Annotated in this window: 29 protein-coding genes and 1 pseudogene; 22 read left to right on the forward strand and 8 right to left on the reverse strand. The window is 74.2% G+C overall.

Annotated features, from left to right (window positions below; translation table 11 throughout):
• Positions 1–208 precede the first annotated feature (208 nt).
• The 3 genes and pseudogenes from lnt to AB0J74_RS26120 form a co-directional block, all read left to right on the forward strand.
• Positions 209–1,891: an apolipoprotein N-acyltransferase gene (gene lnt / locus AB0J74_RS26110; RefSeq protein ID WP_363452322.1), complete on the forward strand. Its 1,683-nt coding sequence runs from the start codon at positions 209–211 to the stop codon at positions 1,889–1,891.
• Entirely contained in the window at positions 1,888–2,685 is a 798-nt protein-coding gene (locus AB0J74_RS26115) for a polyprenol monophosphomannose synthase (RefSeq protein ID WP_363452324.1), read from the forward strand. The genes lnt and AB0J74_RS26115 overlap by 4 nt, the downstream gene beginning before the upstream one ends.
• A 45-nt stretch (positions 2,686–2,730) precedes the next feature.
• Positions 2,731–3,177: pseudogene (locus AB0J74_RS26120) on the forward strand (FxsA family protein); the annotation flags it as partial.
• Positions 3,178–3,423: 246 nt separating this feature from the next.
• On the opposite strand, the gene AB0J74_RS26125 reads toward AB0J74_RS26120, so the two are convergent.
• From AB0J74_RS26125 to AB0J74_RS26140, 4 genes are all read right to left on the reverse strand, one after another.
• A complete protein-coding gene (locus AB0J74_RS26125; RefSeq protein ID WP_116076937.1) occupies positions 3,424–3,765 on the reverse strand; it encodes an RNA polymerase-binding protein RbpA in 342 nt (113 codons plus the stop codon).
• Positions 3,766–4,027: 262 nt separating this feature from the next.
• Positions 4,028–5,227, reverse strand: a complete 1,200-nt coding sequence (locus AB0J74_RS26130) for a hypothetical protein (protein WP_363452327.1) — start codon at positions 5,225–5,227, stop codon at positions 4,028–4,030.
• An 86-nt stretch (positions 5,228–5,313) separates the two neighbouring features.
• Complete coding sequence (locus tag AB0J74_RS26135; RefSeq protein ID WP_363452329.1) at positions 5,314–6,105, reverse strand: ABC transporter permease; 792 nt, start codon at positions 6,103–6,105, stop codon at positions 5,314–5,316.
• On the reverse strand, positions 6,102–7,046 hold the full coding sequence (locus AB0J74_RS26140) for an ATP-binding cassette domain-containing protein (protein ID WP_363452331.1): 945 nt from the start codon (positions 7,044–7,046) through the stop codon (positions 6,102–6,104). The genes AB0J74_RS26135 and AB0J74_RS26140 overlap by 4 nt, the downstream gene beginning before the upstream one ends.
• An 80-nt stretch (positions 7,047–7,126) precedes the next feature.
• Between AB0J74_RS26140 and AB0J74_RS26145 the strand changes: the two genes are divergently transcribed.
• Both AB0J74_RS26145 and AB0J74_RS26150 read left to right on the forward strand, forming a co-directional pair.
• The gene (locus tag AB0J74_RS26145; RefSeq protein ID WP_363452333.1) at positions 7,127–7,870 is read left to right on the forward strand and encodes a TetR/AcrR family transcriptional regulator; all 744 of its coding nucleotides are present in this window, start codon (positions 7,127–7,129) and stop codon (positions 7,868–7,870) included.
• 45 nt (positions 7,871–7,915) lie between these two features.
• The gene (locus AB0J74_RS26150; RefSeq protein WP_363452335.1) at positions 7,916–8,197 is read left to right on the forward strand and encodes a DUF2087 domain-containing protein; all 282 of its coding nucleotides are present in this window, start codon (positions 7,916–7,918) and stop codon (positions 8,195–8,197) included.
• Here the strand turns inward: AB0J74_RS26150 and AB0J74_RS26155 are convergent.
• A complete protein-coding gene (locus tag AB0J74_RS26155) occupies positions 8,182–9,381 on the reverse strand; it encodes a sigma-70 family RNA polymerase sigma factor (RefSeq protein ID WP_363452337.1) in 1,200 nt (399 codons plus the stop codon). The two genes, AB0J74_RS26150 and AB0J74_RS26155, sit on opposite strands and share 16 nt — an antisense overlap.
• A 50-nt stretch (positions 9,382–9,431) precedes the next feature.
• Between AB0J74_RS26155 and AB0J74_RS26160 the strand changes: the two genes are divergently transcribed.
• The 7 genes from AB0J74_RS26160 (at position 9,432) to AB0J74_RS26190 (ending at position 15,039) form a co-directional block, all read left to right on the forward strand.
• Positions 9,432–10,205: a hypothetical protein gene (locus AB0J74_RS26160; protein WP_363452339.1), complete on the forward strand. Its 774-nt coding sequence runs from the start codon at positions 9,432–9,434 to the stop codon at positions 10,203–10,205.
• 28 nt (positions 10,206–10,233) lie between these two features.
• Positions 10,234–11,199: a pyridoxal-phosphate dependent enzyme gene (locus tag AB0J74_RS26165; protein ID WP_363452341.1), complete on the forward strand. Its 966-nt coding sequence runs from the start codon at positions 10,234–10,236 to the stop codon at positions 11,197–11,199.
• A 2-nt stretch (positions 11,200–11,201) separates the two neighbouring features.
• Entirely contained in the window at positions 11,202–11,861 is a 660-nt protein-coding gene (locus tag AB0J74_RS26170; RefSeq protein WP_363452710.1) for a maleylpyruvate isomerase N-terminal domain-containing protein, read from the forward strand.
• 168 nt (positions 11,862–12,029) lie between these two features.
• A complete protein-coding gene (locus AB0J74_RS26175; protein ID WP_363452343.1) occupies positions 12,030–12,905 on the forward strand; it encodes an alpha/beta fold hydrolase in 876 nt (291 codons plus the stop codon).
• 13 nt (positions 12,906–12,918) lie between these two features.
• Positions 12,919–13,776 (forward strand): class I SAM-dependent methyltransferase, encoded by an 858-nt coding sequence (locus AB0J74_RS26180; RefSeq protein WP_363452345.1) that lies wholly within the window; start codon positions 12,919–12,921, stop codon positions 13,774–13,776.
• Positions 13,777–13,783: 7 nt separating this feature from the next.
• Entirely contained in the window at positions 13,784–14,323 is a 540-nt protein-coding gene (locus AB0J74_RS26185; protein ID WP_363452347.1) for an ATP-binding protein, read from the forward strand.
• On the forward strand, positions 14,320–15,039 hold the full coding sequence (locus AB0J74_RS26190; RefSeq protein WP_363452349.1) for a nucleotidyltransferase domain-containing protein: 720 nt from the start codon (positions 14,320–14,322) through the stop codon (positions 15,037–15,039). The genes AB0J74_RS26185 and AB0J74_RS26190 overlap by 4 nt, the downstream gene beginning before the upstream one ends.
• Positions 15,040–15,199: 160 nt before the next feature.
• Here AB0J74_RS26190 and AB0J74_RS26195 read toward each other — a convergent pair whose 3' ends face one another.
• Positions 15,200–16,123 (reverse strand): NAD(P)/FAD-dependent oxidoreductase, encoded by a 924-nt coding sequence (locus AB0J74_RS26195; RefSeq protein WP_363452351.1) that lies wholly within the window; start codon positions 16,121–16,123, stop codon positions 15,200–15,202.
• A gap of 68 nt (positions 16,124–16,191) precedes the next feature.
• Between AB0J74_RS26195 and AB0J74_RS26200 the strand changes: the two genes are divergently transcribed.
• Positions 16,192–16,761 carry a helix-turn-helix domain-containing protein gene (locus AB0J74_RS26200; RefSeq protein ID WP_363452353.1) on the forward strand — a complete coding sequence of 190 codons (570 nt, stop codon included), beginning with the start codon at positions 16,192–16,194 and terminating at the stop codon, positions 16,759–16,761.
• Between the two features lie 8 nt (positions 16,762–16,769).
• Here the strand turns inward: AB0J74_RS26200 and AB0J74_RS26205 are convergent, their stop codons facing one another.
• Complete coding sequence (locus AB0J74_RS26205) at positions 16,770–17,180, reverse strand: DUF2000 domain-containing protein (protein WP_363452355.1); 411 nt, start codon at positions 17,178–17,180, stop codon at positions 16,770–16,772.
• A 50-nt stretch (positions 17,181–17,230) separates the two neighbouring features.
• Between AB0J74_RS26205 and AB0J74_RS26210 the strand changes: the two genes are divergently transcribed.
• Positions 17,231–18,046, forward strand: a complete 816-nt coding sequence (locus AB0J74_RS26210; RefSeq protein ID WP_363452357.1) for an AraC family transcriptional regulator — start codon at positions 17,231–17,233, stop codon at positions 18,044–18,046.
• 9 nt (positions 18,047–18,055) lie between these two features.
• Complete coding sequence (locus AB0J74_RS26215; protein ID WP_363452359.1) at positions 18,056–19,021, forward strand: tyrosine-type recombinase/integrase; 966 nt, start codon at positions 18,056–18,058, stop codon at positions 19,019–19,021.
• A gap of 93 nt (positions 19,022–19,114) precedes the next feature.
• Here AB0J74_RS26215 and AB0J74_RS26220 read toward each other — a convergent pair whose 3' ends face one another.
• Entirely contained in the window at positions 19,115–20,290 is a 1,176-nt protein-coding gene (locus AB0J74_RS26220) for a winged helix DNA-binding domain-containing protein (protein WP_363452361.1), read from the reverse strand.
• Positions 20,291–20,384: 94 nt separating this feature from the next.
• On the opposite strand from AB0J74_RS26220, the gene AB0J74_RS26225 reads away from it, so the two are divergent.
• The 7 genes from AB0J74_RS26225 (at position 20,385) to AB0J74_RS26255 (ending at position 26,244) form a co-directional block, all read left to right on the forward strand.
• Positions 20,385–20,951, forward strand: a complete 567-nt coding sequence (locus tag AB0J74_RS26225) for a helix-turn-helix domain-containing protein (protein ID WP_363452363.1) — start codon at positions 20,385–20,387, stop codon at positions 20,949–20,951.
• Positions 20,948–22,207 (forward strand): MFS transporter, encoded by a 1,260-nt coding sequence (locus tag AB0J74_RS26230; protein ID WP_363452365.1) that lies wholly within the window; start codon positions 20,948–20,950, stop codon positions 22,205–22,207. The genes AB0J74_RS26225 and AB0J74_RS26230 overlap by 4 nt, the downstream gene beginning before the upstream one ends.
• Positions 22,208–22,277: 70 nt before the next feature.
• Positions 22,278–22,844 (forward strand): sigma-70 family RNA polymerase sigma factor, encoded by a 567-nt coding sequence (locus AB0J74_RS26235; protein WP_363452367.1) that lies wholly within the window; start codon positions 22,278–22,280, stop codon positions 22,842–22,844.
• Positions 22,841–23,737, forward strand: a complete 897-nt coding sequence (locus tag AB0J74_RS26240) for a zf-HC2 domain-containing protein (protein WP_363452369.1) — start codon at positions 22,841–22,843, stop codon at positions 23,735–23,737. Before AB0J74_RS26235 ends, AB0J74_RS26240 begins: the two co-directional genes overlap by 4 nt.
• A gap of 83 nt (positions 23,738–23,820) precedes the next feature.
• On the forward strand, positions 23,821–24,507 hold the full coding sequence (locus tag AB0J74_RS26245; RefSeq protein ID WP_363452371.1) for a hypothetical protein: 687 nt from the start codon (positions 23,821–23,823) through the stop codon (positions 24,505–24,507).
• Positions 24,504–25,352: a hypothetical protein gene (locus AB0J74_RS26250; protein ID WP_363452373.1), complete on the forward strand. Its 849-nt coding sequence runs from the start codon at positions 24,504–24,506 to the stop codon at positions 25,350–25,352. The genes AB0J74_RS26245 and AB0J74_RS26250 overlap by 4 nt, the downstream gene beginning before the upstream one ends.
• Positions 25,353–25,365: 13 nt before the next feature.
• On the forward strand, positions 25,366–26,244 hold the full coding sequence (locus tag AB0J74_RS26255; RefSeq protein ID WP_363452375.1) for an ABC transporter ATP-binding protein: 879 nt from the start codon (positions 25,366–25,368) through the stop codon (positions 26,242–26,244).
• Positions 26,245–26,411: the final 167 nt, after the last annotated feature.

Consider the following 26,411-nt stretch of genomic DNA (forward strand, 5'->3'; position numbering starts at 1 on the left):
CCAGTAGACAACGGCCCGGCGGGGGTAGCCAACCGTCGTCAGGTCGGAACGAAGGTCACGCGGACAGCCTTTGCCACACCGGCCGGGGAAGGGCCTGGGAGCATCGGGGCGTGACCGCGAGGTCACGCCCCGATTTCTGTTGTCGGACGGCTCGCGATCTTGGTGGTTGGCTGCCGTACCCTTCCCGCATGGGTGAACGATGGTGACCATGGTCGAGGCGGAGCGGGAGACCGCCGCGCCGTCGCCGGCACCCCGGCCGCTGCCGGTCCGGGCCGCCGTCCCGATGGCCCTCGCCGCCGGTCTGGCGCAACTGCTGGCGTTCCCCCGCTACGACCTGTGGTGGCTGGCCCCGGTCGCCGTCGCCCTGCTGGCCGCCGCCGTGCACCGCCGCCGGGTCAGGGCCGGTGCGGGCCTCGGCCTGATCGCCGGGCTGGTGTTCTTCGGCCCACTGCTGGAGTGGACCAACCTGCACACCGGCGTGCTGCCGTGGGTGCTGCTGTTCGTCGCCGAGTCGCTGTTCATCGCGCTGCTTGGCGCCCTGGCCGCCTACGCGAGCCCGCTGGTCGACCGGCACCGCTGGACCTGGCCGCTGCTGACCGCGCTGCTCTGGGTCGGCCAGGAGGCCGCCCGCGACCGGCTCCCGTTCGGCGGGTTCCCGTGGGGCCGGCTCGCCTTCAGCCAGGGCGACTCACCCGCGCTGCGCTTCGCCGCCCTCGGCGGCGCGCCCCTGGTCACCTTCGTCGTCGCCCTGGTGGGCGGCCTGCTCGTCGCGGCGGCATGGCCGCGTGGCGGCACACCGGCCATCCGGCCGCGCTTGAGTCCCGCGAGCGTTCTGCTCGGTGCCGGTGCGGTCGCCCTCGCTGCCGCCGGGCTGCTGGTGCCGGTCGGCGGGTCGGCCAGCGGGCCGCCGGTGCGGGTCGCGATCGTGCAGGGCAACGTGCCGCGGCTGGGCCTGGACTTCAACGCGCAGCGCCGGGCCGTGCTCGACAACCACGTCAACGGGACCCTCCAGCTGGCCGGGCGGGTCACCACCGGGCAGGAGAAGCAGCCCGATCTGGTGATCTGGCCGGAGAACTCCAGCGACGTCGACCCGTTCCTCGACCCGCAGGCGGCCGCCGAGATCAGCCGTGCCGCCGACTCGGTCAAGGCGCCGATCCTGGTCGGCGCGGTGCTGCGCGGTCCGGGCGAGAACCAGGTCCGCAACGCCGGCGTGGTCTGGCTGCCCGGCCAGGGGCCCGACGAGTCGCGGATGTACGTCAAGCGGCACCCGGTCCCGTTCGCCGAATACATCCCACTGCGCGACATCGCCCGGATGGTCAGCAAGGAGGTCGACCGGGTCCGGTCCGACTTCGTCGCCGGCCAGACCCCGGGCGTGCTCGACATGGGACCGGCCACGATCGGCGACGTGATCTGCTTCGAGGTGGCCTACGACGGGATCGTCCGCGATACGGTGACCGGCGGCGCCGGGATCCTCGCGGTGCAGACCAACAACGCCACGTTCGACGAGTCCGAGGCACGGCAGCAGCTCGCGATGGTCCGGCTCCGGGCCGTCGAGCACGGCCGTGACGCGCTGATGGCCTCGACGGTCGGCGTGTCGGGGTTCGTGGGCGCCGACGGGTCGGTGAGTCAGGAAACGGGCTTCAACACCCCGGGTGTCCTGGTCGCCGAGATGACTCCACGCGCAACGCGTACGCTTGCAACGCAGTTGGGGTATTGGCCCGAGATGGTGCTGTCCGGCCTCGCGGTGGCCACGTTGGTCGCCGCGGCCGTGATCCGGCGCCGCCGGCCCGTGCACGTGACACCTACCGGGGCAGAACTGGGTACACCAGGGACAGCTCAGACCACGACAGCGGCGGACGAGGCCGACGGGACGCGAACGGAGTCAGGGTGAGCGAGGGCAACACGCCGGTTGGCGACGTGACGGAGGGCTACCCGGGCGTGGGACGGGTGCTCGTCGTGGTGCCCACCTACAACGAGGCCGACAACCTCGAGATCATCGTCGGGCGGATCCGGCGGGCGGTGCCCGCGGCCGAGATCCTCGTTGCCGACGACAACAGCCCCGACGGGACCGGCGGGATCGCCGACCGGATCAGCGACGAGGACCACCACGTCCACGTCCTGCACCGGCCCGGCAAGCAGGGCCTGGGTGCCGCCTACGTGCAGGGTTTCCGGTGGGCGATCGACCACGGCTACGACGCCGTCGTCGAGATGGACGCCGACGGGTCACATGCCCCGGAGCAGCTTCCGGTGCTGCTCGACGCCGCCCGCACCGCCGACGCCGTGATCGGCTCCCGGTGGACGCCGGGCGGCAAGGTGGTCAACTGGCCCTGGCACCGCTTCCTGATCTCCCGCGTCGGCAACACCTACGTGCGCCTGGCGCTGGGCATGCCGCACGGCGACGCGACCGGCGGCTACCGGGTCTACAAGATCCCGGTGCTGGAGAAGATCGACTTCGAGACGGTGGCCTCGCAGGGCTACTCGTTCCAGGTCGAGCTGACGTGGCGTACGCACAAGGCCGGATTCAAGATCGTCGAGGTGCCGATCACGTTCGCCGAGCGTGAACGGGGCGCGAGCAAGATGAGCTCGTCGATCGTCCGCGAGGCGCTGATGCGGGTCACCGTGTGGGGCCTGCGGTCCCGCCGTGACGCGCTGTTCGGCCGCCGCGACACCAGTGACAAACCCTGACGCGACCCTGACGCCACCCGTGCGCACGCGTGTCATGCTGGATTGATGCGACGAGGAAGGCTGGCCCGCTGGCTGCCGTTGGCGATCCTGATCACCGCGGTGGTCGAGATCGCCGTGTTCGTGCTGGTCGCGCATTGGATCGGCTTCGGTTTCACGGTGCTGCTGGTGCTGGCCGCCTCGGCGGCGGGCGTGTTGCTGCTGCGCCGCGAGGGAATGCGGGCGTGGCGGGGCTTCCGGGCCGCGGCTGACGCCGGCCGGCCACCGGGCAACCAGGTCACCGACGGTCTGGTGGGGCTCGGCGCCGGTGTGCTGCTGGCGATCCCGGGCCTCGTGACGGCCGCGCTCGGCATCCTGCTGGCGGTGCCGCCGGGCCGGCAGATCGCCCGGGTGGTGGCCCGGCGGGCGACCGAGCGGCGGATCTCCTCCGCCGCGGCCGGTGACCTGTTCGGTCCGCGCCGCGTGCGGGTGCGCCGGGGCGCGCCCCGGCCGCCCGAGGGAGACGGCGGTGGCACCGCCGGCCCAGGTCCGGTGCCGTCCGGCCCGACCGTGACCGGCACGGCGGAGCCCGGCCCGGGGATCCACCCGACGACGACGCCGCCGACCAGCACCGGCGAGCCCGGCCCCGGCCCGGTCATCGAGGGCGAGATCGTGGAGCACGGCCCGCGCCGCTGACAGACAGACACGAAAAAGCTCCCGCACCGCCTCAACGGGGTGCGGGAGCTTTTCGCTGCTGCTTGTCTACTTGCCGCCGCGCCGGGCTCGGACCTCTTCGAGCCGCTCAGCCAGGATGTCCTCGAGCTCGGCGATCGAACGCCGCTCCAGGAGCATGTCCCAGTGGGTACGCGGGGGCTTGGTCTTCTTCTGCTCCGGCTCGCTGCCGTCGACCAGCCGTGCCACGCTGCCGTCGAACTTGCACTCCCAGGTCATCGGGACCTCGGCGTCGACTGCGAACGGCACCTCGAACTGGTGCCCCTTCGCGCACAGGTACTCGCGGGTCTGACGTGGGGCGAGCTCGGTGTTGCGGTCGGATTCGTAGCTGACTGCGCCTAGACGGCTGCCGCGCAGCATGCGCTCGCCCATGATCGGCTCTTCCCCTCGGTCGTCTTGCTTGTCGTCCACACGAAACAACGACAGGCGAACCCGGAAAGATTCCCGGTGCCCACGCGCGTCCCGCTCCTTACAAAGGTACGTCGTCGTAAACGGTCAGAGCGTAGCGGCAGACGCGCGTTCATGAGCGATTTCACGGCGACGCGCGTCGCGAGTTTTCCGGCTCATTGATCCGATTGTCCGGGATGTTCCGGGGTAAACGGCCGTTCAGTGGATGCGAGATGCGTCACCGCGTTCACCGCGCAATGGGCTGCGCCGGCAGGTCCGCTGTGTGCGGGGCGGCTCGGTCCGCGCCGGTCGTCCGGTCCAAGCCGGTCGTCCGGTCTGCGCCGGCCGGGCGGTCCGCGCCGGCCGTCCGGGCCGCGCCGGCCGTGCGGGCCGCGCCGAGGGCGGCCAGGGCCGCGGCGAGGTCGCCGACCTGGGCGGCGAGCTGGGTGGCCCGGTCCCGGGCGGCGTCGCGCTCGGCGGCGGCGTCGGCGAGCCGGGCCCGCAGGTCGGCCTGTGCGATGTCCGCGGCGTCCCGCACCTGCCGCAGTTCGGCGCCCAGCGCCAGCTCGCGCTCCTTCGCCCGGTCACGCTCCCGCTCGCGCTCCGCGGCGAGCACCTGCTCGCGGTCTTTGGCCCGGTCGCGTTCCGCGGCCAGCTCCCGGTCGGCGGCGGTGGCCGCCGCGCGGGCCTCGGCGGCGGCCTGGTTGGCGCTCTCGGCCTCGGCCTGGAACCGGGCCGCCTGCTCGAGCGCCGCCGCGGCCGAGTCGGTGGCGCGGCGGGCGTCGGCGCGGGCGGTGTCGCGGTCCCGGGTCAGGTCGGCGACCTGGCGGCCGGCCGCGTCCAACTCGCCACGCAGCGCCCGCACGTCGCGGCGCGCGGTGTCGCGGTCGGCCTCCGCCTGGGCGCGCAGCGCCGCGGCCGCCGACGCCGCCTGCTGTGCCGCGTCGCGGAGCCGCTCGGCCTCCCGCGCGACGGCGCTGGCCTCGTCGGCCCGGCGGCGGGCGGCCTCGGCCGTGGCCTGCGCGGCGGCCGCGTCCCGGCGGGCACCGTCGCGGTCCTGGCGGGCCGCGTTGGCGTCGGCGCCGGCCTGCTCGGCGGCCCGGCGGGCGTCGTCGCGCTCGGTCTGTGCGGCGGCGACGGCGGTGGCCGCCTCGGCGCGGACCTGCGCGATCCGGCTCTCCACCCCCGCCGGCGACAACTCGGCGTGCAGCGCGTCGGAGAGCGTCTCGACGACCTGGTCGAGCCGGTCGACGACCTCCCAGGTGCGGGCGATCTGACCAGTCAGCCCGGGTGCGCCGCGCTGGCGCATCCGGGCGTTGCGGGACGCCTTCTGGCACTCGCCGTCGTTGTCGCGGCAGTAGCGGAAGGGGCGCCCGGCACCGACGTTCTGGGCGACGGGGCGGCCACAGTGGGCGCAGGGCCGGGTCTCGGCGGCAACGGTGTCCACGGTGAAGGCACGCTACCGACCCGACCGCCGCGGCGCGGCACGCCGCGCCGCGCCCAGGAAGGGACGGATGCCGGTGACGCGGCGACCTAGCGGTCCAGGCCGCGGTAGCGGTGGACCGACAGCGGGGCGAAGATCGCGATCAGCGCGGCCGGCCAGAGGACGGCCAGCAGGATCGCGTGCTGCTCCACCCAGGACGAACCGCCCCAGCCGGGGTTGCCGAACAGCTCCCGGGCCGCGCCGACCGTCGACGACAGCGGGTTCCAGGACGCGATCGCGCCGAGCCAGCCCGGCATGGTCGACGGCGCCGCGAAGGTGCTGGACAGGAAGCCCAGCGGCCAGACCACGATCTGCACCGCCACCAGCGCGCCTTCGCCACGGACGACCAGGCCCAGCCAGATTCCGATCCAGAGCATCGCGAACCGCAGCAGGAGCAGCAGGCCGACGGCGGCCAGCGCCGCGGCCAGGCCGGAATGCCAGCGCCAGCCGACCGCCAGCCCGCACAGCACCAGGGCGGCCAGCGAGACCACCGCGTTGAGCAGGTCGGCGACGCTTCGGCCGACGACCACCGCCGACGACGCCATCGGCATCGAGCGGAACCGGTCGGTGACGCCCTTCGCGACGTCGTTCTTGATCGCCTGGAAGGTGCCCTCCAGGCCGAACACCATGGTCAGCGCCAGCGTCCCGGGAATCAGGAACTCGCGGTAGGAGCCTCCGCCGGGCACCGTCATGCCGCCGCCCAGCAGGTAGCCGAACATCAGCATGATCATCACCGGGAACAGCAGGCCGATCACGACCTGGGCCGGCTGCCGGGCCCAGTGGTCGAGGTCGCGGCGGGTCAGTGTGGCGCCGTCGGCGAGCGCCCAGCGCAGCCGGTTCACGCCGCCACCCGCTCGCGGTCGGTCAGGTGCAGGAAGACCTCGTCGAGGGTGGGCCGGCGCAGGGTCACGTCCTCGACCGCGATATCAGCATCCGACAGCGCGCGTATGGCGGCGGTCAGCGCGGCCATCCGGTCGGCGACCGCGACGCCCACGCGGCGGTCGTCCACCGACGTGTCCGGGGCGTTCCCGGTGATCCGGGCCAGCAGCGCCGCCGCGGCCGGCACGTCGGCCGCGTCGTGCACGACCAGGTCGATCCGGTCGCCGCCGAGCCGTTCCTTCAGCGCCGACGGGGTGCCCGAGGCGACCACCGCACCGTGGTCGATGACCGTGACGTGGTCGGCGAGCCGGTCGGCCTCCTCCAGGTATTGCGTGGTGAGCAGCACCGTCGTGCCGCCGGCGACCAGGGCGCGCACCGCGTCCCAGACCTCGGTGCGGCTGCGCGGGTCCAGGCCGGTGGTCGGCTCGTCGAGGAACAGCACCGGCGGCGCCGTGATCAGGCTGGCGGCCAGGTCGAGCCGGCGCCGCATCCCGCCGGAGTAGGTGCTGACCGGCCGCGACCCGGTGTCGGCCAGGCCGAACCGATCCAGCAACGCGCCGGCCCGCTGCCGGGCGACGGCCCCGCCCAGGTGGTGGAGGCGGCCGAACATCTCCAGGTTCTGCCGCCCGGACAGGATCTCGTCGACGGCCGCGTGCTGGCCGACCAGGCCGATGCTGGCGCGGACCCGGTCGGGGTCGCGGCCGACGTCGAAGCCGGCCACCGCCGCCGTGCCGCCGGTCGGGCGCAGCAGCGTGGTCAGGATCCGCACGAGCGTGGTCTTGCCCGCGCCGTTCGGGCCGAGCAGCCCGTGCACCGAGCCCGCCGGCACCGCCAGGTCGACGCCGGCGAGCGCGTCAACCGTGCCGAACCGCCGGCGCAGGCCGTGCGCCGTCACCGCTTCCATGGGCCACCCCTTATGATCGGTACGCTGTACGGAGCACTCCGTACGGCGTACGGTACACCGTACGGAACGAGGTGCCAACGATGGCTGTCGAACACACCGGAACCGGCGACCCGACGCGCAGCATGGCGCTGCTCTGGCGCGCCGCCGACCGGGAGGGGCGCAGCGGCCTGTCGGTCGACCGGATCGTCGCCACGGCCATCGAGATCGCCGACACCGACGGGCTCGGCGCGCTGTCCATGCGCCGCGTCGCCGAGCGGCTCGGCGTGGGCGCGATGTCGCTCTACACCTACGTGCCCGGCAAGGGCGAACTCGTCGACCTGATGATCGACCAGGTGCTCGGCGAGATCGACCGGCCGGCCCTGCCCGGCGGCTGGCGGGCGAAGCTCGAACACGTCGCCCGGGCCAACCTGGCCCTCTACCGGGCCCACCCGTGGCTGCTCCAGGTCGGCACCGCCCGGCCGCCGATGGGCCCCAACCTGCTGGCCAAATACGACTACGAACTCGGCGCGCTCGACGGCACCGGGCTGTCCGATGTCGACATCGACACGCTGCTGACCGCGGTGCTGGCGTACGTCACCGGCGCCGGGCAGGCGGCGGTCGAAGCGGCCCAGGCGCCGGCCCGCAGCGGGATGAGCGACGACCAGTGGTGGGAGGTGCAGGGTCCGCTGCTGGAGAAGGTGTTCGACCCGCAGCGCTTCCCCCTCGCGGCCCGGGTCGGCGCCGCCGCCGGCGAGGCCTACGGGCTCGGCGACCCGGACCGCGCCTTCGACTTCGGCCTGCAGCGCCTGCTCGACGGCATCGAGGCGTTCATCGGCAAGCGCTAGAAAACCAGGATGCCGACGCCGATGGAGCGCGGATACGGTGGCCGGATGGACCTCGACCAACGCCGTGAGCGCATCCTGGGCGCGTTCCTCCGCGACGGCCGGCTCACCTCCATCCCGGCGCGCGCCGCCAAACGCCAGGTCGTGCTGGAGCACATCGTCACCGTCTTCGAGCCGGGGAAGAAGTTCCCGGAGAAGGAGGTCGACGCCGCCCTGCGCGCGTTCTACGAGCCCGACTACGTCTCGCTGCGCCGCTACCTGATCGACACGGGGCTGATGGCCCGCGAGGCCGGCCTCTACTGGCGCACCGGCGGCTACGTCGAGGTCTGATCCGCCCGCCCCCGCAGGTAGGCACGTTCCGGCCCGCTGAGCGTCTGCCGCGCCGCCTGCTCGTAGGCCGCCCGCGCGCCCGCCCGGTCACCGGCCATCTCCAGCAGATGCGCCCGCACCGCGGCCACCCGGTGATGGCCCTCCAGCATCGGCCCGGCGCCCTCCAGCGCCTCGATGCCCGCGGCCGGCCCGTGCACCATCGCCACGGCCACCACCCGGTTCAGCGTCACCATCGGCCCCGGCGCGATCCGGTCGAGGGCGTCGTACAAACCAAGGATTTGCCGCCAGTCCGTGTCGGCGGCGGCCGGCGCCTCGTCGTGCACGGCGGCGATCGCCGCCTGGAGCTGGTAGGGCCCGACCGCGGTGCTGGTCAGCGCCGCGCTGACCAGGTCGACCCCCTCGGCGATCGCGGCCCGGTCCCAGAGCGTGCGGTCCTGCTCGGCCAGCGGCACGAGCGCACCGTCGGCGCGGGTGCGGGCCGGCCGGCGGGCATCGGTCAGCAGCATCAGCGCGAGCAGCCCGGCCACCTCACCGTCGCCGGGCAGCAGGTCGTGCACCTGCCGCGCCAGCCGGATCGCCTCCGCGGTCAGCTCGACCCGGTGCAGCCGCTCCCCGGAGCTGGCGGTGTAACCCTCGTTGAAGACCAGATACAGCACGTGGAGTACGGCCGCCAGCCGCGCCGGCCGCTCCTCGGGTGGCGGCGGGGTGAACCGCGCGCCGGCCGCGCGGATGCTCTGCTTGGCGCGGCTGATCCGCTGCGCCACCGTGGCCTCCGGGACCAGCAACGCCCGGGCGATCTCGGCCGTGGTCAGCCCGCCGACCGCCCGCAGCGTCAACGCCACCTGCGACGCCGGGGTCAGCGCGGGATGGCAGCAGAGCAGCAGCAGGGTCAGCGTGTCGTCGCGGGCCGGCCCGGGCGCCGGCGCCGGCATCCGGGCGACCGTCTCCTCGCGTCGCTCCCGGGCGGTGTCCCGGCGCCAGGCCGCGATCCGGGCCCGCGACGCGACCGTGACCAGCCAGCCGCGCGGGTTGTCGGGCACCCCGTCGGCGGGCCACCGGGTGGCGGCGGCGAGCAGCGCCTCCTGGACGGCGTCCTCGGCCGCGTCGAAGTCGCCGAAGTGGCGCAGCACCGCGCTCAGCACCTGTGGCGCCAGGTCGCGCAGCAAGGGTTCGAGGTCGGCCACCGACCGATTCTCGCTCGCGTCCGGGCCGGCCGGCGGGCACACTGCCGGGCGTGAACGAGATACCGCGGTTCCTGCTCCCATTCGTGATCGATCACCCCGATCTCCCGAAACCGGTCGCGCTGGCCGGCAACCTCGACCTCTACCTGCCGGCCGGTCCCGGGCCACACCCGGTCGTGCTGCTCATCCACGGCGGGCCGATCCCCGCGGATCTGGGCACCCCGCCGCGCGGCTGGCCGGTCAAGCACGGCTACGCGGCCCTGCTCGTCGAGGCCGGCGTCGCGGCCGCGGTCGTCGACCACCGGCTGCACGTCGTCGACACCCCCGACGGCCCGACCGTCGACGCGGTCAGCGCCGCCGCCGACGTGGCGGTCGCCGCCGAGACGCTGCGCGCCCACCCCGACGTCGACGGCGACCGGGTCGTCTACTGGGTGTTCTCCGGCGGCGGCCTGCTCAGCGCCGACTGGCTCCGCGACCGCCCGGCCTGGCTCCGGGCCATCTTCCTGAGCTATCCGCTGCTGGCCTCGCCGGCACCGCACCTGCCGGAGCAGGAGCGGCTCCGCCTCGACCCGCGGTTCACGCCGATCGAGGCGGTCGCGTCGGCCGGCGCTGACGCGCCGGCGATCGTGCTGACCCGGGTCGGCCGCGAGCGCCCGCTGCTGGCCGGCTTCGTCGACGAGTTCATCACCGCGGCCGCCAAGGCACCCCTGGAGATCATCGACGTGCCGGACGGCCAGCACGCGTTCGATGTGCTTGACGACACCGACCAGTCCCGGGCCGCCCTGCGCACGACGGTCGCGCGGGCCGTGGAACTGCTGCGGCGCTGAGCGGACCGGATCGTTTAGGATCGCCGCCGTGCCGCTACCCGAACCGCCCGCGCCCAGCCTCGACGACGTGCGCGCCGCCGCGGTCCGGATCGAGGGCGTCGCGCACCGTACGCCCGTCATGCGCTCCCGCACCCTCGACGCCCGCGCCGGCGGCGAGGTGTTCCTCAAGTGCGAGAACCTGCAGCGGATCGGCGCGTTCAAGTTCCGCGGGGCCTACAACGCGGTGTCGCGGCTGACGGCGGCGCAACTGGCGCGGGGCATCGCGGCCTACTCGTCGGGCAACCACGCCCAGGCGGTCGCGCTGGCGGCACGCGAACGCGGCAGCAGCGCGGTGATCCTGATGCCGGCGGACACGCCCGCGTCGAAGCGGGCCGCCGTCGCCGGCTACGGAGCCGAGATCCAGACCTACGACCGCTACACCGGGGACCGCGTGGCGCTGGGTGCGGCCCTCGCGCAGTCGCGGGGGTTGACGCTCATCCCGCCGTACGAGCATCCCGACGTGATCGCCGGCCAGGGCACGGCGGCGCTGGAACTGCTCGACGAGGTCGACGGCCTCGACGTGGTGGTGGCCCCGGTCGGCGGCGGTGGGCTGATCGCCGGCACCGCGACCGCGGCGAAGGGCCTGCGGCCGGACATCCGCGTCGTCGGGGTCGAGCCGGTCGACGGCGACGACACCCGGCGGTCCCTGGCCGCCGGCGAGCGGGTCCGGATCCCGGTGCCGCGCACGATCGCCGACGGGCAGGCCGCCGACATCCCCGGCGAGCTGACCTTCTCGGTCAACCGGCGGCTGGTCGACGAGATCGTGCTGGTCACCGACGACCAGATCCGCGAGGCGATGCGGTTCGCGTTCGACCGCCTCAAGATCGTGCTGGAGCCCAGTGGCGCGACCGGGCTGGCGGCGGTGCTGACCGGCCAGGTCCGCGGGCGGGTGGGCGTGATCCTGTCGGGCGGCAACATCGACACCGAACGGTTCGCCGAGGTGCTCGCCGGTTGACGGTGCTGGCCGCGTTCCGCGCGGAGGCGGCGCGGCTGGCGTCTTCGCTGGGTGGGCTCGCTGACGCGCAGTGGGCACGGCCGACGGGGTGCCCGCCGTGGAACGTCGCGGGGCTGCTCGGGCACGTGGTCACGGTCATCGCGTGGGTGCCGGGGATGCTCGCCGCACCGGCGCCGGTCGCCGCGTCGGTGAGCGCGGTCGACTACTACCGGGCCGGGGAGCGGTTCTCACCGCCGGTCAACGCCGCCCGGGTGGCGTTGGGCCTGTCCCGCGCCAGCGGTGCGGGGTCGGCGACCGCGCTGCTCGCGGAGTTCGACCGCACCTGGCGGTCCGTGGCCGACCTGTGTGCCGCGGAGGCCCCGGGCCGCGTCGTGCTCACCCGGCACGGCGACGCGATGACTCTGACCGACTTCCTGGTCACCCGGATCGTCGAGGTCGGCATCCACGGGCTTGACCTGGCCGCGGCGCTGGACCGCCCGCCGTGGCTGACGCCGGCAACCGCCGAGGTGCTCACCGACCTGCTGCTGGACGAGGACGCCGACGCCCGGCTGGCCGAGGTCGGCCTGGACCGGACCACGTTCCTGCGCAAGGCCACCGGACGGCTGTCGTTCGGGCCCGGTGAGCGGGAGCGGTTGGCGCCGCGCAGCCTCGCCCTGGGCTGACGAAATCCCTCCCCGCACCCGCCTCGGCACCCATCTCGCGGGATTATCGAATTGCCGTTATCAGTAATCCGTTAATTCAGCGCCCAAGGCCGTACACCATAACTGTCATTATGGTGTACGGCCGAAATCCGGTGGCCGGCCCGCGGATCGGGCCCTACGGTGCTCGGCATGCTGGAGACACGGGAGCGGTTCGTGCCGTCGGGGCCGTTGCGGCTGTGGACCGAACGGTCCGGCGACCCGGACGACCCGCCGGTTCTGCTGATCATGGGTTCGGCCGCGCAGGGCATCACCTGTCCCGACGCGCTGGTCGACCGGCTCGTGGCCCGCGGCGCTCAGGTGATCCGGTTCGACCACCGCGACACCGGCCGGTCGAGCACCGTCGACTTCGAGGAACATCCCTACACGCTGGGCGACCTGGCCCGCGACTGCCTGGCCGTGCTCGACGGCTACGGGCTGCCCGCCGCGCACGTCGCCGGCGCCTCGATGGGCGGGATGCTCGGGCAGTGGCTGGCGGTGCACGAGCCCGCCCGGGTGCTGTCGCTGACCGTGATCGGCAGCTCGCCGATGGGCTACGACCCGCGGCCGGCCCAGGCCCGGGCGCGCGCCGGTGAGCCGCCCGCACCCGATGACCTGCCGCCGCCGTCACCGGCGTTCCTCGCGCACGTGGCGGCCGGGCTGCCGCGCGGAGTGGAGTCCGACGTGGCCCTGTTCCGGGTCTTCAACGGGACGGTCCGGCCGTTCGACGAGCCGGGCGCCCGCGCGATGCTCGAGCTGGCCTGGTCGCGGGCCGTCGACCCGGCCGCGGCCGGCAACCACGACCGGGCCTGTCAGATCGTCGGCGCCGACCTGCGCGCTCCGCTCTCGTCGATCACCGCCCCGACCACGATCCTGCACGGCGACCAGGACCCGGTCTTCCCGCTCGCACACGGCCAGGCCCTGGCCGCCGCGATCCCGGGCGCGCGCCTGCACGTCGTACCCGGCATGGGTCACATCTTCTTCTCCCCGGGCCTGCCCGAGGAGATCGCCGACCTGGTCCGGCTGTGAAACGCTGCCAGGCATGACACCGGCCGACATCCACGCCTCCTCGTTCGGCGCGGCGGCGACCGCGTACGCCGAACACCGCCCCGACTACGCGCGGGCCGCGGTCCGGTGGGCGCTCGCCGCCGCCCCGGGAACCCGGGTTCTCGACCTCGGCGCCGGAACCGGCAAGCTCACCGGCACGCTGGTCGACGGACTCCTCGATCCCGGCGCCGGGGGCGGCGTGCTCGTAGGCGGGTTTCTCGAGCCAGGGGTTGACGGGCGGTCGCCCGTTGACCGGCTCGCCGACGTCATCGCGGTCGAGCCCGACCCGGCGATGCTGGCCGAACTGCGCCGGGCGCTGCCCGGCGTGCGCGCGTTGCCGGGCAGCGCCGAGGCGATCCCGCTGCCGGAAGCGTCCGTCGACGCGGTGGTGTCCGGCAACGCGATGCACTGGTTCGACATGGCCGTCGCCGGGCCGGAGATCGCCCGGGTGCTGGCACCCGGCGGCGTGCTGGCCGGGCTGTGGAACGTGCTGGACGACCGGGTCGAGTGGGTCGCCGAGCTGGCGAGGGTCAGCGGGAGCGCGGCCATCGGCCCGCGCGACACGCCGGTCAGTTGGCGCGCGCAGACGGCGTCCGCGCACCTGCCCAAGGACGGCGGGCCGGCGCGGTTCGGGTCGCCGGAGCAGGCCGAGTTCGCGCACGGGCAGCGCCGCACCGCCGACTCGCTCGTCGCCACCCTGGCCACGCGGGCGGGGATGCTGGTCATGCCGGAACCGGAACGGGCGGCCACGCTCGGCCGCATCCGCGCCTTCCTGAAGAGCCGGCCGGAGACCGCCGCCGGCGAGTTCACCCTGCCGATGCTGACGTGCGTGCTGCGCGTACGGCGGCTGTGAGGGTTCCGTGCCGACGCTGGTGTTGACCGTCGGGCTGCCGGGTTCCGGGAAGACGACGCTGGCGAAGCGAATCGCCGAGGAGCGGCGCGTGCTGCGCCTGACCCCCGACGAGTGGATGGCGCCGTTGTTTGGGCACAACGATGCCGGTGGGCGGCGCGACATTCTCGAGGGGCGGATGATCTGGACCGCGTACGAGGTGCTGCGCAGCGGGGCCTCGGTCATCCTGGATTTCGGGTGCTGGTCCAGCGAGGAGCGCTACGCGATCCGGGCGGTGGCCGAGGCCGCCGGTGCGGGGTTCGAGCTGCGGTATCTCGAGCTGGGTGAGGCGCAGCGGCGGGCGCGGGCCGAGCTGCGGTGGCGGGAGGAACCCGGGTCCACCTTCGCGATGAGCGACGCCGACCACGACCGCTTCCTGGCGCTGTTCCAGCCGCCGACGGAGGCGGAGCTCAGCTATGCGCCGCTGCCCGCCCCGCCGGAGGGGTTCGAGAGCTGGCCGCACTGGGCGAGTTGGCGCTGGCCGACGTTGCCGCGGGTGGACCGTCCGTGAGCGGCTACGACGATCTGGTCGCGCGCGCCACCGCGGACCCGGCCGTGGTGGGGCTGATCCTGTCGGGGTCGCGGGCGCGCGGGACGGCCGGGCCGGACTCCGACCATGACGTGTTCGTGGTGGTGCGGGAGCGCGACGGCCGGTGGGTCACCTCGCTCACGCCCTCGCTGGACGCCGCCGTCATGACGGTCGACGAACTGGCCGACGTGTCGGACCGGTGGGCGCGGTACGCGTACCGTGGCGCGGTCGTCCTGCTCGATCGTCTCGATGGGCGGATCGCCGCGCTGGTGGCCGCGCAGGCCACGCTGGCGCCGGCCGAGGCCGACGCGTTCGTGCGCGAGCAACTCGACGGCTACATCAACTTCGTCTACCGGGCCGCGAAGAGCCGGCGGGACGGCCACGACGACCTGGCGCGCCTCGACGAGACCGAGGCGGGGCCGTGGTTGCTGTGGACGCTGTTCGCGCTGCACGGGCGGGTGCGGCCCTACAACAAGTACCTGCGTTGGGAACTGTCCCGTTACCCGCTGCCCGCGCCGTGGACGGCTGAGCGGCTGATCGCCGAGCCGGCGTCGGCGTGGTTCACCGACATCGAGCGGCTCGCGCGGGCCCGCGGGTTCGGCGACGTGATCGACGGCTGGGAAGATCTGGGCATGCTTCGCAGCCGCAGCTCCCCAGGGCCGGCGCCGGCAACGCCGGGTGGCAGTCAACCTCGGTGACCGCCAGTCCCCGGCCGCGGGATCCAAGGTCTAGCGACCCGCGGCCGCGCCGGGCCGCGGGAGCCAAGCTCTGGTGGTGTCGGGACGTGGCCGCGCGACGCCGGCCGGCGAGGATCGGGCAGTGACGCGGCGCGTGGGTGGCGTGCGGCGAGAGGGGAGTTCAGCCGGTGGCCAGGCGCGCGTCCTCCATCGCGAGGTCGGCGTTGATCATCGCACCGGCGGTCAGGCCCTCGGCGGCGCTGACGATGACCTGGGCGCGTAGGTCGGAGATGTTGCCGGCGACCCAGACGCCGGGGACGGTGGTGGCGCCGTTCGGGTCGGCCTTGACCGCCGTGCCGATCACGTGGTCGCCCATCTTCACCGGCTCGATCTCGGCGCCGAGGTCGGCCAGCAGGCCGTCACGGGCGGCCATCCGGGTCGCCGCGACCCAGGCGTCTCGGGTCAGCGTGGTGCCGCCGGCCAGGTGGGCGGTGCGGTCGGAGTCCAGCAGCGTGACCCGGTCGTCGATCACGCGGACACCCCGGGCCTTCAGTTGCGCGGCCTCCTCCGGGCCCGGTGCCGGCTGTCCATTGAGGACGACCACGAGGTCGGCCGTCCACTGGCGCCAGAGCAGGGCCTGGTGAGCGACCATCGGGTTGGTCGCGATGATGCCGATCGCCCGGTCGCGGACCTCCCAGCCGTGGCAGTAGGGGCAGTGCAGCACGTCGTCGCCGAGGCGGCCGGCCAGGCCGGGGACGTCGGGCAGTTCGTCGGTCAGGCCGGTGGTCACCAGCAGCCGGCGGGCGCCGAGCACGCGGCCGTCGTCGAGCGTCACCGTGAAGCCGGCGGTGGACGGTTTGGCGGCGGTGGCCGTGCCCGCGAGGAATTCGCCGCCGTAGCCCGCCACCTCGGCGCGGCCGATGGCGAGCAGTTCCGCGGGCGGCGTGCCGTCACGGGTGAGGTAGTTGTGCACGTGGCCGGCGGCCGCGTTGCGTGGGGTGCCGTCGTCGACCACCAACACGCGGCGGCGGGCGCGGGTCAGGGTGAGCGCGCCGGCCAGCCCGGCGGGGCCGCCGCCGATGATGATCACGTCATAGGTTTCCATGCCTTCGACGGTGCCCCGCCGACCCGGCCGGTGGCAATTTTCGTTGCCGCTCTGGCAAATTTGACGGCATGGACCCGCGCAATGTCGGCGAACGGCTGCGGGCGCTGCGCCGGCAGCGCGGCGTCACCCTGGCCGAGCTGTCCGCGACGACCGGCATCTCGGTCAGCACCCTGTCCCGCCTGGAGGCCGGGCAGCGGCGGCCGACGCTGGAGCTGTTGCTGCCGCTCGCCCGGGCCCACCAGGTGGCGCTCGACGAGTTGGTCGGCGCGCCCGAGACGGGTGACCCGCGGGTGCACGCCCGACCGATCCGCCGCGGCCCGGTCACCTGGCTGCCGTTGACGCGGCGGCCCGGCGGCATGCAGGCCTACAAACAGATCATCCCGGCCCGTTACGCACCCCAGGGTCAAGAGCTGCAACGCCATGAGGGGTACGAGTGGTTCTACGTCCTCTCCGGCCGCGTGCGGCTGCAGTTGGGCGAGCACGACCTGACGATCGAGGAGGGCGAGGTCGCCGAGTTCGACACCCGGACCCCGCACGCGATCACCAACCCGCACGACCAGCCGGCCGAGGTGCTGAGCCTGTTCGGCCCACAGGGGGAACGGATGCACGTGCGGGCGCGGCCCAAGGGTGCGGCCTAAGGGCCGGCCTAAGGGTGTAGGACCGCGCCTTTGACGACCTTGTCGACGTCGCCGCGGGGGCCGTAGATCGCGAGGCCGACCAGGTCGAGCTTGTCGGCGTGGACGGCGGCGACCGCCTCGCGGTTGGCGGCGTCGTTGCCGGTCGCGAACAGGTCCGCGGTGAACACGGCCGGGACCAGGCCGCGGCGCAGCGCCCGCTCCCGGGCCGCGGTGAGCAGGGCGGCGTCGCCCGCGAAAACCATCACGGGCTGACGGAACATCGGGAGGTACGGGGTGCCGTCGGCGTCCGCGTACGGTTGGCCGATGGTTTCCGGTCTGGTGCCGGCGATTCCGCTGACCAGGAACGCGGTCACGTTGAGCCGCTGCCAGGCGGCCAGGTCGTCACGGAGCAGCACGGCGATCTTGGTGTCGAACCTCATGCCGACCAGCGTGCCGGCCGTGCGGGCGCCCGGTCTTGTACGTTCCTGACATGGACGGCCAGCGGCTGCGCGCGTGGCGCCCGGCGGTGCCCGGGGTCGCCGAGGTGCTGCACGCCCGGTTCGTGACGCACGCCTACCCGCTGCACACCCACGACGCGTGGACACTGCTCGTGGTCGACGACGGCGCGATCCGTTACGACCTCGACCGGCACGGCCACGGCGCGGTCGGCGACCAGGTGACACTGCTGCCGCCGCACGTACCGCACGACGGTCGCGCCGCCACCCCCGGCGGGTTCGTGAAACGGGTCCTCTACCTGGATCCCGGTGTCGTCGACCTCGACCTGGTCGGTGCCGCCGTCGACCACCCGGCACTGGCGGATCCGTTGCTGCGCCGGCGGGTCGGCCAGTTGCATCGGGCGCTCGACGGCCCGGGCGACGAACTGCACGCGGAGAGCCGCCTGGCGCTGGTGGTCGAGCGCCTGCACGACCACCTCGGCAAGGCCCGGCCGGCGCCGCCGCCGCGCCGGCTGGCCCGCGACCTGCGGGACCTGCTCGACGCGCACGTGACCAGTGGGCTGACCCTGACCGCGGCGGCCGAACGGTTGGGTGCGCATCCCACCCACCTGGTCCGCGCGTTCACCGCGGAGTTCGGCCTGCCACCGCATGCCTATCTGGTGGGCCGCCGGGTCGACCGGGCCCGGGCGTTGCTGCTCGCCGGGCAGCCGGCCGCGGCGGTCGCGGCGAGCGCCGGTTTCTACGACCAGGCGCACCTGACGCGTACGTTCCGTCGCTACCTCGGCACCACCCCCGCGAAGTTCGCGACGGGCGCGGCGCGCCGCGCGGCCACGCCGGCACCCGCGCTCTAGCGTCACGGCGTGACCTCGCTCGTGCCGGCCGGCTTCGGCGTGCCGGCGCGGGATGCCGGCGGCGCGAGCGAGTTCACCGACGCGTGGCTCGCCAACCGCCGGCTCTCCCCGCACACCCGTTCCGCCTACCGCCGCGACGTGACCCGCTGGCTGGCCTGGTGTGCCGGCCGGGGGATCGACCCGCTGGCGGCGACGTTCCTGGACGTCAACGCCTACGCCCGCGAGGTCGAGGAGACGGCGGCACCGACCACGGTGGCGCGCAAGATGTCGGCGCTGTCCAGCTGGTACGACTTCCTGGTCAAGCTCCGCGCCCTCGACGCCAACCCGGTGTCCGGTGCCGACCGCCCGCGCGTCGACCGCGACCATTCGGCCACCGTCGGCCTCGCGCCGGAGGAGGTCGACGCGTTGCTGCACGCGGCCGCCGTCGCGACCGGCCCGACCGCCGCCCGCACCCGGGCCGCGCTGGCCCTGCTCGCCGACCTGGGCCTGCGGGTCGGTGAGTTGGTCTCGCTCGACGTCACCGACCTGGGGGAGGAGCGCGGCCACCGCAGCATCCGGTTCACCGGCAAGGGCGGCAAGCACCGCCGGCGCGCCCTGACCCCGGGCACCGCGGCGGCCGTCGACGCCTACCTGACCGAGCGGGCCGAGGCCGCCGGCGTCAGCGTCGGCGTGCTGGCCGGGCCGCTGCTGGCCACCGCGTCGGGCGGCCGGCTCGACCGGCACGCGATCTTCCGCCTGGTGCGCCGGGTGGCCCGCGACGCCGGCATCCCGGCCGCCGAGCGCCTCTCACCGCACTCGCTGCGGCACGCGTTCGCGACGACCGCGCGGGCCGAGGGAGTGGCGCTCGAGGACGTGCAGGACGCGATGGGCCACGCCGACCCGCGCACCACCCGCCGCTACGACCGCGACCGCCACAACCTCGACCGCGACCCGGCCTACGCGATCTGGGCCGCCCGCGCCCGCCGCACTCGCTGATCCGGCGCCCACCAAGGGCCGACTCGCGACTGGCGGGGTGGCGACCCCGCCGGTGGCTGGCTTCGCGGCGAGCGCCGCGCCTTCGGGTTCGTCCTATTCGGACAGCTCTCGGTCGAGTGGCGTGCGGAACTTCGGCTTGACCCGCACGTCGCCGAGCCAGTCGGCGAGTTCGCTCGCGGCGGCGGCGACCCGCTTCTTCGTCGCGGCCGGCACGTCTTCGAGGAAGCGGTGCACGACCCGGCCGTCGGCGTGTTGCGCCCAGCCGCCGACGACCTTGCCGTCGGCCCAGATCGTCGGGCCCGGGTTGCCGGAGCGGTCGAACAGGGCCGGCGCGTGCGGCCCCAGATACCAGTCGCGGCCGATCCAGCCCATGATCGTCGGGTCGAGGGCCGGCAACAGGGCCACCCACGGCTCGGGGGTCGCGACCGGAGCGGTGTCGTCGGCCAGCACCACACCGGTCTCGCCGCCGTCGAGGGTGACCTCTTCGACGTCGATGGCGGCCAGCGCGGCCTTGACCTGGGCGCTGGTCCAGCCGGCCCACCACTTGAGGTCGGCCGGCGTGGCCGGGCCGAACCGGGCCAGCCACAACCGGGCCAGCTCGGCCCGTGCCGTCGCCGCGTCGTGCCGGTGCAGCCCGCCGGGCACCCACGTGGAGGCCGGCGCCCACTCGTATTGCGTGGACAGCCATGACCCGCGCGGCCGGCCGCGAACGATCAGGCCCTCCATCGACAGCAGGTTGAGCACCCGCGAGGTGATGGCCGGAGTGGCGCCGTAGGTCTTGCCCTCGCTGATCGACAGCAGCGTGCGCAGCCGGGGCTCGTCGGCGGACAGTTGCGCGGCCGTGGCCGAGCCGCGGGCGACCAGGGCGGCCAGGGTGCCGCGCTCGACGTCGCGCAGCCACTCGTCGCCCCCGTCGTGGCCGGCCTCGGCCAGGTGCTTGAGCAGCAGCTTGCGCTGGACCACCGCGATCGCGTCGGTGCAGGCGGCCTGCACGATCGGGGCGTGCTCGACGGGGGCGATGAACATCGTGCGGCGCATGCCGAGCATCCTGATGAGCGTGCGGTCCTCGTACAACGCCTGCTCGATGTCTTTGATCACCGGCGCGTGCAGGCGCGCCGCGGCCGACAGGTAGACCGTCGCCGCGTCGGTGGCGTGCAGCACCACGAGGTCGCGGGTGACCTCGACCGGATCGTGTGCGGCGGGGCCGGCCAGGCCATGGCGGACGGCGAGACGGGCCCTGCGCTCGGTGGTGTCGATGCGTCGCGTCACGCCAGGGATCGTCGCACGCGCCACCGACAGAAACTCGTACGCGACATGCAAAGACTCCCTTGCAAAGAAGCCGATGCAAAGATATCTTTGCATCATGACGGAACGTGAAGTTCGGGTAGACGCGACCACACTGCGCGGCCTCGCCCACCCGTTGCGGGTGCGGATCCTCGGCCTGTTGCGTGAGCACGGGCCGGCCACCGCGACCACGTTGGCCGAGCGGCTCGGGCAGTCGACCGGTGCGACCAGCTATCACCTGCGGATCCTGGCCACCTACGGCTTCGTGGTCGACGACCCGGAGCGCAACGTCGGCCGCGAGCGCTGGTGGAAGGCGGCGCACCGGAGCACGACCGTCGAGATCAACCCGGCCATCGCACCGCCGGAGACCGAGGGCTACCTGCGCGCCGTCGCGGCGCAATACGCCGACCGCGTCGAGCGGTTCCTCGACGAGCTGGCCTCGCTGCCGCCGGCCTGGGGCGACGCGTGCACGATCAGCGACGTGCCGCTGCGGCTCACCGCCGAGCAGGCCGCCCAGTTGAACGAGGAGATGTTCGCGCTGCTCGGGCGCTACCGGCGCGACGACCCCGAAGCACCGCAGCCCGAAGACACCGAGCGGGTCGTCGTCCAGTTCCAGATCCTGCCGTTCCCGCGGGCCGAGCAGTGAACCGGCGTGGGCTGGTCGCCCTCCTCGGCGCCGAGGTGATCTCCGCCGTCGGCACCCGGATGAGCGCGCTCGCGCTGCCCTGGTTCGTGCTGGCCACCACCGGCTCGGCGACCCGCGCGGGGGTGGTCGCGTTCGTCGAGATGCTGCCCTACGTCGTCGCCTCGGCGGTCGGCGGTCCGCTGATCGACCGCATCGGTGGCCGCCGGTTCAGCATCGGTGCCGACGCCGTCAGCGCCGTCGCGGTCGCCGCGATCCCGCTGTTCCACGAGCGGATCGGCTTCGGCGGTCTGCTCGTCCTGGTCGGCATCGCCGGCGGCCTGCGCGGTTTCGGCGACACCGCCAAGCACGCCGTCTTCCCGCGGGTCGCGGAGGCGTCCGGGATCGAGATGACCCGGGCGACCAGCCTGCAGGACGGGCTGTCGCGGCTGGCCACGCTGCTGGGCGCGCCGGCCGGTGGCGTGTTGATCGCGGTCCTGGACGCGCCGACCGTGCTGCTGTTCGACGCGGCCACCTTCGCGATCTCGGCGTTGCTGGTCGTGGCGGTGCGGGTCGGGCCGGCCGCGGCGCCGGTCGAGGAGGAGTCCTACGGTCGCGCGCTGCGGGCCGGGTTCGACTTCGTCCGGCGCGACCGGTTGGCCGGGGCGATCGTGTTCATGCTGGCGGCGACCAACCTGTTCGACGCCGCGTACCAGTCGGTCCTCCTGCCGCTCTGGGCGACCATGATCGGGTCGCCGGTGGCGCTCGGTGTCGCCGGTGCGTCGTTCGGGATCGGCGCCGTGCTCGGCAACGTGGTGTTCACCGCGATCGCGCCGCGGGCCCCGCGCTGGGCTCTGTTCACGCTGGGGTTCCTGGTCGGCGGCGCGCCGCGGTTCGCCGCGGCGGGGTTGTCCGACGCGATCTGGCTGCTCTGTGCCGTGTCCTTCCTCGCCGGCCTGGCGCTGGCCGCGGTCAACCCGATCCTCGGTGCCGTCATGTACGAGCGGATCCCGCCACACATGATGGCCCGCGTGCACGGCCTGGCCACGGCGGTGAGCTGGGCCGGCATCCCCCTCGGCGGCCTGATCGGCGGCGCCGTCGCGGGCGCGGCAGGTGTGCGTTGGGCGATGCTCGGGGTCGGGGCCTGTTATCTGGCGGTGTCGGTGGCGCCGCTCGTCTTTCCGGTCTGGCGCACGCTGGACGACCGGCCACCGGCCCCGGTCCCTGAACAGCGCGCGGCGGTCGTCCCGGCATCGGCTGATCAGCCGGCGCGGAGTTGATCTGAGTCCCCGGCGACATTTCCCGGTTCCGGGAGTGAACCTCGGGGCCTCCAGGTGGTACCCACTCACGATGGACGGGTCCGACGAGGCGTTGGTGCGTCGCGTGGCGGGCGGTGACGAGCAGGCCCTCGAACTGCTCCACGCCCGCCACGCGACGGTGCTGCTCCGCTATGCGCTGCAGCTCACCGACGACCGCGGCCGCGCCGAGGAGGCGGTGCAGGACACGTTCGTCGGCGTCTGGCAGGGCGCCGCGGCCCGGTTCGCCGGCGAGTCCACCGTGCGCACCTGGCTGTTCGGCATCTGCCGGCGCCAGTGCGGCAAGCACACCCGGGCGGTCCCGCCACCGACCTGGCCGCTCGCCGAGGCGGCGCAGGTGCCCGACAGCGCCGCACGGCCGGAGCAGGTCGCCCTGGCCAGGGCCGACGTCAGCGCGGTCGGAGCGGCTCTGGCGCTGCTGCCCGACTCCCACCGCGAGGTGCTCCACCTGGCCTTCGCGGCCGAGCTGCCACACACCGAGATCGCCGCGCTGCTGGGCATCCCGGTCGGCACGGTCAAGAGCCGCCTGTTCAACGCCCGCGCCGCCCTGGCCCGCGCGCTACCCGTCGACCACCTGACCGCGAAGGAGGCGGGCCGATGAGCCACCCGGTCGATGAACTGCCGGCCTACGCCGCCGGCACCGTCCCGCCGCCGGCGGCGAAACGCATCGCCGACCACCTGCGGGGTTGCGCCACGTGCCGCGCCGACGCCGCGTCGTGGTCCGCGTTGGCGACGGGGATACGCGCGACCACCCAGGCCGCAACCCCGTCGGACCCGCCGTCGTTCGCGGCGATCCGGGCGCGGCTGTCCCGCCCGGTGGCCCCGGTCTACGCGCCATCCGGCGCGCGCGGCCGGTCCGCTCCGGCGCGTGTGGCGTGGGGGCTGCTGACCCGCCAGGTGCGGGTGATCGGTTGGCGGGTGTGGGCCGTGGCGGTCCTGGTGATCGGCGCCGGGGCGAGCTTCGCGGCCACCGCATCGGCCGGCCTGGCCGGTGACCTGCTCTCGCTGATCGTTCCGTTGGTCGCCGCTCTGGCGGTGGCCGCCGCGTGTGGCGCCGACGGGGAGGCGGCCGAACTGGTCCGCGCCACTCCGACGTCGACGCGCGTGCTGGTCCTGGCGCGTCTGACCCTGGTGCTGTCGGTGACGGTCGCCATCGGCACGGCCGCCTCCGCGGCGGTCGCCCTGCCGCGCGGCGATCTGGGCCTGGCCGAGCTGTTCGTGACCTGGTTCGGGCCGCTGGTGCCGCTGTCGGCCATCAGTTTCGCGCTCGCGGTCCTGTGGCGCCCGGAGGCCGGGGTCACCGCGGCGACCGCGTTCTGGTTGCTCCGCCTGATGGCGCCGAGCCAGATCTTCGACCACTCGGTCGCGCCGGTCCTCGACGCGCTCTGGCGGCCCGGTCCGGCGCTGCTCCTGGCCGCCGCCGCGGTGGCGCTCGCGACCGTGGTGCTGGCGCCGCTCGCGGCCCGCCACAGCCTGCGTGGGGCGCTGTCATGAGGCTCGGCACCTGGCGCGCACCGCGCCGCGGATCCGTTGTGATTTCCAGTGAACCCGCGGCCCCCGGCGCGGTACCCATTCCCGTGAGACTGGATATCTGGATACACGAGGCGCGGCGGGCCGGGCCCGCGGCGCTGGTCGCTCCGCCGGCCGGGCTGCTGCTCGCCGCGGCCCTCGCGGTGTTCGTCCGGGTCGGCGGTGGCTCCCGTGGGCAGGTCGAGTTCCTGCTGCTGGTCGGGCTCGAGGCGATCGCGCCGCTGGCGGTCGCGATGGTCGCGCTGACCGTCGTCACTCGCGAGGGCTGCCGCGAGCTGCACCTGTCGCTGCCGGTCCCGCACCTGGTCACGATCGGCCGGCGTCTCGGCGTGGTCGGTGTCGTGACGGTCGTGCTGTGCACGGCCTACGCCGGGGTGGTGGCGCTGGCCGGTTACCAGTCCGGCCCGCGCGGTGCCGCCGCGCTGCTGGTCTGGGCCGCGCCGGCGGTGTGGCTGGCCGGCTTCGCGGCGCTGGTCGCGGCCGTCAGCCGCAGCCCGGTGCTGGCCAGCACCGCCGTCGGCATGGTGTGGCTGGCCGAGCAGATCTGGACCTCCGCGTTCGCCGGCAACAGCCTGCTCCGCCCGGTGTTCCTGTTCTTCACGACCCGGGCCGGCGACGGCCCGGGCTGGGCCGGCAACCGCGTCGCGCTGCTCACCGGCGGCGTGTTGATGCTGGCCGCCACCGCCACCGTCCTGAGCCGACCCCAACGACTGCTGACCGAGGAGGAAGCGTGACCGCGCTGCTGGCCGTGGCCCGCTACGAGCTCCGGATGCTGGCCCGCAAACGATCGCTCTGGATCTCCGCGGCGCTGCTCGGTGGCGTGCTCGTGCTGCTGCAGGGCGAGCGCGGGCCACGGAGCCTTCCGGCGGGCACGCCTGCGCGCGAGGTGATGGCCACCTGGGCGCTGCTGTTCTCGATCCTGATGCCGCTCGCCTACGGCATGCTGCTGGCCGACCGGCTCGTCCGCGACCGCAAGCTGCGGGTCGAGCCGCTGCTGGAGAGCCTGCCGCACGCCTCGGCCACCCGGCTGGCCGGCAAATACCTGGGCGGTGTCGCCGCCTGTGCGCTGCCCGGCCTGGGCGCGCTCCTCGTCGCGGCGACCGTCGAGGTGGGCTACCGGCACGACCCGTTCCTGTTCGTCTGGGCCCTGGTGGCATTCGCCATGGTCACCCTCCCCGGAATCGCGATGGTCGCCGGTTTCGCGCTGGTCTGCCCGATCGTCGTGTCGGCCCCGCTGTTCCGCATCCTGTTCGTCGGCTACTGGTTCTGGGGCAACATGCTCGCCCCCGGCCTGCTGCCGTCGCTGACCGGCACCGTGCTCACCCCGATCGGCGACTACGCGGCGACCTGGCTGCTCGGCGACGACGGCCCGGCCCTGTTCGCCGGCTCACCGGGCTGGCTGACGTTCCTGCGCCCCGACCCGTCCGGCGCGACCGCCGCCGTCAGCATCGCCGTGATCATCCTGTGCGGGCTGATCCCGCTCGCCGTCACCGCGCTGGCCGGTCACCGCCACGCGCGCGTCACCTGGCCCGCCAACCAAGCCCGGCCCACCCGGGAAATCTCACCCACGACCGTCTGAGAGGACCCGCACCGTGCACATCGAGATCACTGATTTGCGGCGCCGGTTCGGTCGCGTGACCGCGCTCGACGGTGTCGACCTGAACGTGTCAGGCGGCATGTACGGCCTGCTCGGCACCAACGGCGCCGGCAAGACCACCCTGATGCGTATCCTCGCCGGCGTCCTCCCCGCCACCTCGGGCCGGGTCCTGGCCGGCGGGCACGACCTGTCCACCCGCGCCGGGCGGCTGGCGGTGCAGCAACGCCTCGGCTACCTGCCACAGGACCTCGGTCTCTACCCCGACCTGTCGCCGGCCGAGTTCCTCGACTACATCGGTTTGCTGAAGGGCCTCGACGACCGGGCCGCCCGCCGCAGGCAGGTCGACGAGCTGCTCGACCTGGTCGGCCTGGCGGGGGTCGCGCGCCGCAAGCTCAAGGGTTTCTCCGGCGGCATGCGCCGGCGGGTCGGCATCGCGCAGGCGCTGCTCGGCGACCCGGCCCTGCTGATCGTCGACGAACCAACCGTCGGCCTGGACCCGGAGGAACGGATCCGCTTCCGCACCCTGCTGTCCAGCCTGGCCGGCGGCCGCACCGTCCTGCTCAGCACCCACATCGTCGAAGACGTGGCCCAGACCTGCCGCCAGACCGCGGTCCTCGCCGCCGGCCGCGTCCTGTTCGCCGGCGCCGTCACCGACCTGACCGCCCGCGCCGAGGGCGTCACCTGGGAGATCGTCACCCCCGGCCCGCCACCCACCGACGGCGTCGTCGTCTCGGCCATCGCCCGCGCCGACGGCACCCACTACCGGGTCGTCAGCCACCAACCGCCGGGCCCAGACGCGGTGCCGGCAAGCCCATCACTGGAGGAGGGCTATGTGGCGCTGATGCGCACGGCCCAGGTCGCGCCGGTCGGCTGACCAAGGCCAGATCGCGTCGTCGACGGCGCTTGTGGAATGACGAGGACCAGGGCGCCGTGCGCCTGCTGCGGTGGTCGGGTGCGGACGGGTCGGGCGGAGCGTGCCGCCCCGCGCTGGTCGGGTGCGGACGCGCTTGGTCGGGTTGCGGTTGGAGGGAGCCGTGAGCG

This window comes from Asanoa sp. NPDC049573 (assembly GCF_040676615.1).
In the GTDB taxonomy this organism is placed as follows: domain Bacteria; phylum Actinomycetota; class Actinomycetes; order Mycobacteriales; family Micromonosporaceae; genus Asanoa.